We start from the raw sequence: 8,524 nt of genomic DNA on the forward strand, positions 1-8,524 counted from the left end.
TTCCGCCGGCTACTCGGCGCCGACCGCGGCGACCGGCGGCTTGGCGGCCTTGGGACGGATGGAGCGCACCTTCTGGTCGTGCTTCTTGATCGCGGCCTCGCCCTCGCGGAACTGCGAGTACATGGGCGCGGCCAGGAAGATCGTCGAGTAGGTGCCGACGATGATGCCGATCAGCAGCGCGAGCGAGATGTCGCGCAGCGTTGCGGCTCCGAGGGCGTACGCACCGATGAAGAGGATCGACGCCACCGGGAGGACAGCGACGACGGCGGTGTTGATCGAGCGCACGAGCGTCTGGTTCACTGCCAGGTTCACCGACTCGGCGAAGGTGCGCCTGGTCAGATCCAGCTCCTCCCTGGTGTTCTCGCGGATCTTGTCGAACACCACGACGGTGTCGTAGAGCGAGTAGCCGAGGATGGTCAGGAAGCCGATCATCGTCGCCGGCGAGACCTCGAAGCCGACGAGGGCGTAGATGCCGGCGGTGATGATCAGGTCGTGGAACAGCGAGATGATCGCCGCCGCCGACATCTTCCAGGTGCGGAAGTACAGCGCCATCGCGATGAACGCGAGGAGCAGGAACACTACGAGGCCCTGGATCGACTGCTGAGTCACGTCGGCGCCCCACGAGGGACCGATGAACGTCGAGGACACATCGGCGGCGTCGACGCCGTAGGCGGTGGCCAGTGCGTCCGCGACCTCCTTGGTCTGCGACTCAGAGAGCTGGTCGGTCTGCACCTGCACGGCGTCGCGGCCGACGACGCTGACGTGCGAGACGGCGTCGGGGACGACGCTCGTGACGGCGTCCTGCGCCTTCGTCGTGTTCGTGTTCGAGACGTTCGTGATCTGGAACTGCGAACCGCCGCGGAACTCGATCGAGAAGTTGAAGCCGCCCTTGACGATCGGCACGAGGATCGAGAGCACGACCATGACGATCGCGATGGCGTACCAGATTTTCCGCTTGCCGACGAAGTCGAACGAGCGGGCACCGGTGTAGAGGTCGTTGCCGAACCTGGTGAGACGGCTGGCCATCAGGAGTCCTTCCCCTCGGTCGAACGATCCGAGGACGTCGACGCCGCGGCGAGCTCCGCCGCCTTGCGCTCGGCGATCGTCTGGCGGCGCGCCGCCTCCTTGCCGCTGCGAGCGGCCTTGCCGGTGCTCACGCTGGTCGCCGACGGGCTGCGGAACTGCGCAGCACCGCGGTACACGGCGCCAAGCGCCTGCGGGTCGAGACCGGACAGCGGGTGTCCGCTCGAGAAGAAGCGCGTGCGCGCCAGCAGCTGGAGCGTTGGATGAGTGAACAGCAGCACCACGATCACATCGATGATCGTCGTCAGTCCGAGCGTGAACGCGAAGCCGCGGACGTTCGCCGCCGCGAGCACGTAGAGCACGATCGCCGCGAGGAGGTTGGTCGCCTTCGACGCGTAGATGGTGCGCCGGGCGCGCGCCCAGCCGGCTTCGACCGCGCCCTCGAGCGACCGACCGTCACGCAACTCATCTCGTATTCGCTCGAAGTACACGATGAACGAGTCCGCCGTGAAACCGATCGCCACGATCAGACCGGCGACGCCTGCCAGCGAGAGCCGGTAGTCGTAGTGCCAGGACAGCAGCGAGATCGTCAGCCAGGTGAGCACACCGGCGACGACGAGCGAGACGATCGTGACGAAGCCCAGCAGGCGGTACTGGAAGAACGTGTAGATCGCGACGAGGATCAGGCCGATCAGGCCGGCGATCAGACCGCTCAGCAGCTGCGAGGTGCCGAGCGTCGCCGAGATGGTGTCCTGGCTCTGCACCTTGAAGCTGAACGGCAGCGCACCGAACTTCAGTTGGTCCGCGAGGGCCTTGGCGCTCGACTCCGTGAAGTTGCCCGTGATCTGCGGTCGGCCGTCGGTGATCGCCGCCTGCGTCGTCGGCGCCGAGATGACCTTGCCGTCGAGCACGATGGCGAACTGGTTCTGCGCGCCCTGCAGCGCGACCAGGCGGGTGGTCACGTCGGAGAACAGCTTGGTGCCGTTCGGGTTGAAGACGATGTTGACCGCCCACTGACCCGTGGTCACACCCTGGGAGGTCTGCACGAGGCCGGCGCTGGCGTCCTTGATGTCCTGACCCTTGACCTCCACGGGACCGAGCAGGTATTTGGCCTGGTTCTGGTCGTCACAGGTGATCAGGGGCTGGTCCGTGGGAGCGGACGAGAGGTCCTGGGTCTTCGCGTCGGAGCACGAGAACGCGTTGAACTCCGCCTGGAGCTTCGGGGTGACCCAGGCCAGGTCGCTGCCGTTCGTCGGGCTGGTCGACGGCGTCGACTGGAGTCCGGGGGCAGGAGACGGCGCCGGGGTCGACTTGCCGTCGGCGCCGACGACCTCGTTGCTCGGGCTTCCGGCGACGAGCACGGGCCGGAAGTCCAGCCGCGCGCTCGACTTCACGCGGTTCAGCGTCGCCTCGTCCGGCTTGCCGGGGAGCGAGACTACGATGTTGCGCGAACCCTCGGTCGAGATCTGCGCCTCCGAGATGCCGGAGGCGTCGATCCGCTGGCGGATGATCGAGACGGCCTGGTCGAGCTGCTGCTGCTCGATCGCCTGACCGTTCTGCACCTGCGGCGCCAGGATGATCTGGGTGCCGCCTTCGAGGTCGAGGGCCAGCTTCGGCAGCCAGGTGGCGTTGCTGAAGAGGACTCCGGCCGTCAGCGTGCCCAGAAGGACAACCACGATGACGCCGAGCCATGTCAACGAACGCCAGGCTTTTTTGACCGGGGTCGACTTTGCCACCTAGGAACTCAGCTTTCTACGAGCGCCCACGCGCCACAGCGGCGCGCGGAGCACAGAGGAGGATGCTATCAGTCGTCGCTCTTGGAGCCGGGCTTCTTCGACGCGTCGTCGAGTCGCTCTCCGAACTCCGGCTGGTCGTGGTGGATCGCGGTGTCCTCGTTGAGCTGCGGACCGGCGGCCTCGGTGGCGGCGTCGTCCTCGACGACCTCCGGGGTCTTCGGCTCGACCACGCGGGCGAGCACCTGGCGGTGCACCTTGACGACGTGGCCGGGAGCGGTCTCGATGAGGGCGGTGTTGTCGTCCTCGTCGACGGAGACGAGGGTGCCGTACAGACCGAAGTTCGTCATGACCTCGGCGCCGGGCACCATCTTCGAGCGCGTCTCCGCCTGCTCCTTCTGCCGCTTGCGGCTGTTGCGGAACATGAAGAACACGAGGGCCGCCAGGATGACGACCATCACAATGGTCAACGGGTCAATGGGCATGAAGTCTGCCGAACCTTCCGGTGAAGTGTGGGGGCGAGCCGAATGGCTTCGTGAAATTATAGGTCATCCATCAGTGATGGTTGCTGTGAGACCACCTGCTGAGGGCCGGAGAGCCCGAAGTGCCGCCACGCCGACGGTGTCGCCACCCGCCCGCGCGGTGTCCGGGAGAGCAGCCCGATCCGCACCAGGAACGGCTCGACGACCGATTCGATGGTCTCCGCCTCCTCGCCGACGGACACGGCCAGCGTGTTCAGACCGACCGGGCCGCCCTCGAAGCGTTCGAGGATGGCGTGCAGCACGGCTCGGTCGAGCCGGTCGAGGCCGAGAGCGTCGACGTCGTACAGTTCCAGGGCCGCGCGCACCGCCGCGATGTCGGCGCCGCCGCCGTGCACGAGGGCGTAGTCGCGCACCCGCCGCAGCAGGCGGTTGGCGATGCGCGGGGTGCCGCGACAGCGGCCGGCGATCTCGGCCAGGGCCGCCTTGTCGATCTCGAACTCGAGCATCGTCGCGGCACGGGCGAGGACCTGGGTGAGCTCGGACTCGTCGTAGAACTCCAGGTGCGCGGTGAAGCCGAAGCGATCGCGGAGCGGGTTCGGGAGCAGGCCGGAGCGAGTGGTCGCGCCGACGAGGGTGAAGGGTGCGAGATCAAGAGGGATGGAGGTGGCACCCGCGCCCTTGCCGACCATGATGTCGATGCGGAAGTCCTCCATGGCGAGGTACAGCATCTCTTCGGCAGAGCGCGCCATCCGATGGATCTCGTCGATGAAGAGCACCTCCCCCGGCGTCAAGGAAGAGAGCAGGGCAGCGAGGTCGCCGGCGTGCTGGATGGCGGGGCCGCTGGAGAGCCGGAGCGGACGGCCGCTCTCCTGGGCGACGATCATGGCGAGGGTGGTCTTGCCGAGCCCGGGAGGGCCGGCGAGCAGAATGTGGTCGGCCGTGCGGTCCTGCATCTTCGCCGCGGTCAGAAGCAGCTGAAGCTGCCCTCGGACCTTGGCCTGGCCGACGAACTCGGCGAGGGTCCGCGGTCGCAGCGCTCCCTCGAACGCGAGCTCGGACTCCGACTCCAGCTCGGGGGCGGTGAGGTCCTCGCTCATCGCGCACCCTGCTTCGCCGGGCCGAGGTGGGCGAGGGTCAGCCGCAGCAGCGCCTGGACGCTGTCTCGAGCCGTCTCATCGGTGTCCGCGACGACCTCGGCGAGGGCCTCCGCGGCGATCTTCTCGGGCCAGCCGAGGCCGACGAGCGCGACGAGCACGCTGTCGGTCACCGACGATCCATGGCCGCTCGCCTTCGTCGCACGGGCGGGTGCGGTGCGCGCGGCGACCAGTTTGCCGGTCAGCGAGACCACGATCAGCTTCGCGGTCTTCGGGCCGATGCCGGACACCTTGCGGAACGGCGCGTCGTCGTCCGCGGCGACGGCGGAGGCGATCTGATCGGGGCTGAGCACCGACAGCACGCCGATGGCCGACTTCGGGCCGACCCCCGAGACGCCGTTGAGGAGCTCGAAGACCTGCAGCTGCTCGAGGTCGGCGAAGCCGAAGAGTGAGAGCGCGTCCTCGCGGACGATCAGGGAGGTGTGCACGAACGCTTCGTCGCCGACGCGGAGGGACAGCACGTGATCGGGGGTGAGCTGCACAGCGAAGCCGACGCCGCCCACCTCGATCACGGCGGTGCCGCCGCTCGCGGAGAGGACGGTGCCGCGGAGGGAGGAGATCACCTGGCCAGCCTACGTGTCGCCGCCGACGTCCGGCTGGAGCGTTCCGCGGCGCGCCACGCCGCCTGTGCCGGCGTGAGCGAGGTATCTGCGGAACCGGCCTGCGCCGGCGCGGCGACGGGGCCGCCGCGCCACGCGTGGCAGATCGCGATGGCGAGCGCGTCCGCGGCGTCCGCCGGCTTCGGAGCCTCGGCGAGGCCCAGGATGCGCGCGACCATCGCCTGCACCTGCTTCTTGTCCGCCGAGCCGTATCCGGTGATGGCCGCCTTGACTTCGCTCGGCGTGTGCAGCGCGACCGGCAGGCCTCGGCGGGCCGCCGCGTGCAGCGCGACACCGCTCACTTGCGCGGTGCCCATCACCGTACGGAGGTTGTGCTGCGCGAACACGCGCTCGATCGCCACGACGGCCGGACCGTGGGCGTCCAGAAGCTCGTCGATCCCGGTCCCCACCGTCAGCAACCGCTGCTCGAGCGGCATGTCGGGTGGGGTGCGGATGACCGTCACCGCCACCAGCGCGGCACGCCGGTCGGGACGCACGTCGACGATCCCGATACCGCAGCGCGTCAGACCCGGGTCGATACCGAGCACCCGGACCGTCATCGCGACCTTCTAGTCGTCGTCGTCCGCGAGCTGAGCCTGCACCTCGGCGCTCAGGTCGAGGTTGGTGTACACGTTCTGGACGTCGTCCGAGTCCTCGAGCGCGTCGATGAGCCTGAACACCTTGCGCGCGACCTCGGCGTCCGCCTCGACGTTGACCGTCGCGACGAACTCGGCGTCGGCCGAGTCGTAGTCGATCCCTGCCTCCTGCAGCGCCGTGCGGGCGGCGACCAGGTCGGTCGCCTCGGTGACGACCTCGAAGGTCTCGCCGCGGTCCGTCACGTCCTCCGCGCCCGCGTCGAGCACGGCAGCGAGGACCGTGTCCTCGTCGACGCCGTCTGCGTGCGGGACGACGATGACGCCCTTGCGGTGGAAGTTGTACGCGACGCTGCCCGGGTCGGCCATGGTGCCGCCGTTGCGCGTCATCGCGGTGCGGACCTCGGCGGCCGCGCGGTTCTTGTTCTCGGTGAGGCACTCGATCAGCAGGGCGACGCCGCCCGGGCCGTAGCCCTCGTACATGATCGTCGTGTAGTCGATGGACTCACCGGTGAGCCCCGCGCCGCGCTTGATCGCGCGGTCGATGTTGTCGTTGGGGACCGAGGTCTTCTTCGCCTTCTGAACGGCGTCGACCAGGGTCGGGTTGCCGGACAGGTCGGCGCCACCGATCTTCGCGGCCACCTCGATGTTCTTGATGAGCTTGGCGAACGACTTCGCGCGGCGGGCGTCGATCACCGCCTTCTTGTGCTTGGTCGTGGCCCACTTGGAATGCCCGGACACTGGTGCTCCCTCGAGTTACGTCTTGAACCTGTCTATAGTAATGCCTCGGCACCCGTTGACCCGGCAGGCGGTCAGCGGTGCAGCAGCATCCCCCTGCCCGGATGGAACCGCGCGAACACCTCGGGCGCGAGCACGGCCGAGCCGGCGGTCGGCCCGATCCCGGACGGGTTGTGGAACACGGCACGGCCGGCATCGTCCCTGCCGTGGACGAGGACCAGGTGCCCGCCCGTGCGCTCGTTCGGGCGCTCCGGCCAGCGGATCTCGGGGGAGACGGAGGCCATCGCCACCGCGTCCTCCCCCACCCGCGAGAGCCAGCCGGAGACCTCCGCTCCCTCGAACACCTCGCCGTGGATGCCGTAGTCGGCGGCGATCCAGGCGAGGAACGGCCGATAGTAGAGCCCGTCGACGGTGTCGGGACGCGGGACCAGCGCGCCGGCGGCGACCGCACCGCGGATCAGCTCGGCCATCGGCACCGGCCTGAGCCCGGGACGCCACGCGCGCAGCACCGAGCGCAGGCAGGCCAGCCCGCAGACGTGCGAGGCCCAGTACTCGTATTCGCGCTCGGACGCGTAGCCGTCCGCCCTCCAGTCGTGGAACCGGCCGGGAGGCTCGCGACGCAGCACGACGGCCGCATTGCAGCGCTCGTCGCCCCACTGGGACTCGTACGGGAACGGGCTGGGCTGGGGGCTCACACCCGCGAGCGTACCTTCGCCAGGAAGTACTCGTGGAACCGGGTGTCCCCGGTGATCTCCGGGTGGAACGAGGTCCCCAGCAGGTTGCCCTGCTCGACGGCGACCACGCGGCCGTCGTCGACGCGCGCCAGGGCGGTCGCCCGCTCCCCCACCGTCTCCACGATCGGCGCGCGGATGAACACGGCGTGCATCGGCTCCGCGCCGACGGCGGGGATGTCCAGGTCGGTCTCGAACGAGTCCACCTGCGAGCCGAAGGCGTTGCGGCGAACGGCGACGTCCAGGCCGCCGAGGCTCTGCTGGCCGGCGATGCCGTCCACGATGCGATCCGCGAGCATGATCAGCCCGGCGCACGTGCCGTAGACCGGCAGCCCGCCGGCGATCGCCTCCTTCAGCGGCTCGGCGAGGCCGAACGCGCGGGACAGCTTGTCCATGACGCTGGACTCGCCGCCCGGGATGACCAGGCCCGCCACCTCCGAGAGCTCCTCGGGGCGGCGGACCGGGACGGCGTCGGCGCCCAGGCCGCGCAGGACCGCGATGTGCTCGCGGAAGTCGCCCTGCAGGGCGAGGACGCCGACTCTCGTCGCTGGCACTCCGCGCTTACCAGCCGCGCTCGGCGAGACGGTGCGGAGCGGCCAGGTCGGCGACGTTGATGCCGACCATCGCCTCGCCCAGGCCGCGGGAGACCTCCGCGATGACGCTCGGGTCGTCGTAGAACGTCGTCGCCTTCACGATGGCGGCGGCCCGCTGCTCCGGGTTGCCGGACTTGAAGATGCCGGAGCCGACGAACACGCCGTCCGCGCCCAGCTGCATCATCATCGCGGCGTCCGCCGGGGTGGCGACGCCGCCTGCGGTGAACAGCACGACGGGGAGCTTGCCGGTCTCGGCGATCTCGGCGACCAGCTCGTACGGCGCCTGCAGCTCCTTCGCCGCGACGTACAGCTCGTCGCGCGTCATCGACTTGAGGGCGTTGATCTCCGAGGTGATCTTGCGGATGTGCTTGGTCGCCTCCGACACGTCGCCGGTGCCCGCCTCGCCCTTGGAGCGGATCATGGCGGCGCCCTCGTTGATCCGGCGGAGCGCCTCGCCCAGGTTGGTGGCGCCGCAGACGAACGGGACCGTGAACCGCCACTTGTCGATGTGGTTCACGTAGTCGGCGGGCGAGAGCACCTCGGACTCGTCGATGTAGTCGACGTCGAGCGCCTCCAGCACCTGCGCCTCGACGAAGTGGCCGATGCGCGCCTTCGCCATGACCGGGATGGACACCTCGGCGATGATCGCCTCGATCAGGTCCGGGTCGCTCATCCTGGCCACGCCGCCCTGCGCGCGGATGTCGGCGGGCACGCGCTCCAGCGCCATGACGGCGACGGCGCCCGCGTCCTCGGCGATGCGCGCCTGCTCGGGCGTGACGACGTCCATGATGACGCCGCCCTTCAGCATCTCCGCGAGCCCGCGCTTGACGCGGCTCGAGCCGGTCCCGGTGCCGTGTTCGGTATCTGTCATCATCGCC

10 protein-coding genes are annotated in these 8,524 nt (G+C 69.3%); all 10 read right to left on the reverse strand.

Going from position 1 to position 8,524, the window contains the following annotated elements:
• Positions 1-9: 9 nt before the first annotated feature.
• On the reverse strand, positions 10-1,026 hold the full coding sequence (gene secF / locus ACTHMF_RS15095; RefSeq protein WP_314145929.1) for a protein translocase subunit SecF: 1,017 nt from the start codon (positions 1,024-1,026) through the stop codon (positions 10-12).
• A complete protein-coding gene (secD, locus tag ACTHMF_RS15100; protein ID WP_314145930.1) occupies positions 1,026-2,759 on the reverse strand; it encodes a protein translocase subunit SecD in 1,734 nt (577 codons plus the stop codon). The genes secF and secD overlap by 1 nt, the downstream gene beginning before the upstream one ends.
• Before the next feature lie 68 nt (positions 2,760-2,827).
• Positions 2,828-3,241 carry a preprotein translocase subunit YajC gene (yajC, locus tag ACTHMF_RS15105; RefSeq protein WP_314145931.1) on the reverse strand — a complete coding sequence of 138 codons (414 nt, stop codon included), beginning with the start codon at positions 3,239-3,241 and terminating at the stop codon, positions 2,828-2,830.
• 56 nt (positions 3,242-3,297) lie between these two features.
• The gene (ruvB, locus tag ACTHMF_RS15110) at positions 3,298-4,335 is read right to left on the reverse strand and encodes a Holliday junction branch migration DNA helicase RuvB (protein WP_314145932.1); all 1,038 of its coding nucleotides are present in this window, start codon (positions 4,333-4,335) and stop codon (positions 3,298-3,300) included.
• Positions 4,332-4,955 carry a Holliday junction branch migration protein RuvA gene (ruvA, locus tag ACTHMF_RS15115; protein WP_440318721.1) on the reverse strand — a complete coding sequence of 208 codons (624 nt, stop codon included), beginning with the start codon at positions 4,953-4,955 and terminating at the stop codon, positions 4,332-4,334. The genes ruvB and ruvA overlap by 4 nt, the downstream gene beginning before the upstream one ends.
• On the reverse strand, positions 4,952-5,551 hold the full coding sequence (ruvC, locus tag ACTHMF_RS15120) for a crossover junction endodeoxyribonuclease RuvC (RefSeq protein WP_314145935.1): 600 nt from the start codon (positions 5,549-5,551) through the stop codon (positions 4,952-4,954). Before ruvC ends, ruvA begins: the two co-directional genes overlap by 4 nt.
• Before the next feature lie 9 nt (positions 5,552-5,560).
• On the reverse strand, positions 5,561-6,325 hold the full coding sequence (locus tag ACTHMF_RS15125; RefSeq protein WP_314145936.1) for a YebC/PmpR family DNA-binding transcriptional regulator: 765 nt from the start codon (positions 6,323-6,325) through the stop codon (positions 5,561-5,563).
• Positions 6,326-6,396: 71 nt separating this feature from the next.
• Positions 6,397-7,017 (reverse strand): C39 family peptidase, encoded by a 621-nt coding sequence (locus ACTHMF_RS15130; protein WP_440318724.1) that lies wholly within the window; start codon positions 7,015-7,017, stop codon positions 6,397-6,399.
• Complete coding sequence (gene pdxT, locus ACTHMF_RS15135; protein ID WP_314145939.1) at positions 7,014-7,607, reverse strand: pyridoxal 5'-phosphate synthase glutaminase subunit PdxT; 594 nt, start codon at positions 7,605-7,607, stop codon at positions 7,014-7,016. The genes ACTHMF_RS15130 and pdxT overlap by 4 nt, the downstream gene beginning before the upstream one ends.
• A 7-nt stretch (positions 7,608-7,614) precedes the next feature.
• On the reverse strand, positions 7,615-8,517 hold the full coding sequence (pdxS, locus tag ACTHMF_RS15140) for a pyridoxal 5'-phosphate synthase lyase subunit PdxS (protein ID WP_314145940.1): 903 nt from the start codon (positions 8,515-8,517) through the stop codon (positions 7,615-7,617).
• Between the last annotated feature and the right edge of the window lie 7 nt (positions 8,518-8,524).

It is taken from the genome of Leifsonia sp. (assembly GCF_051955155.1).
Taxonomy (GTDB): domain Bacteria; phylum Actinomycetota; class Actinomycetes; order Actinomycetales; family Microbacteriaceae; genus Leifsonia.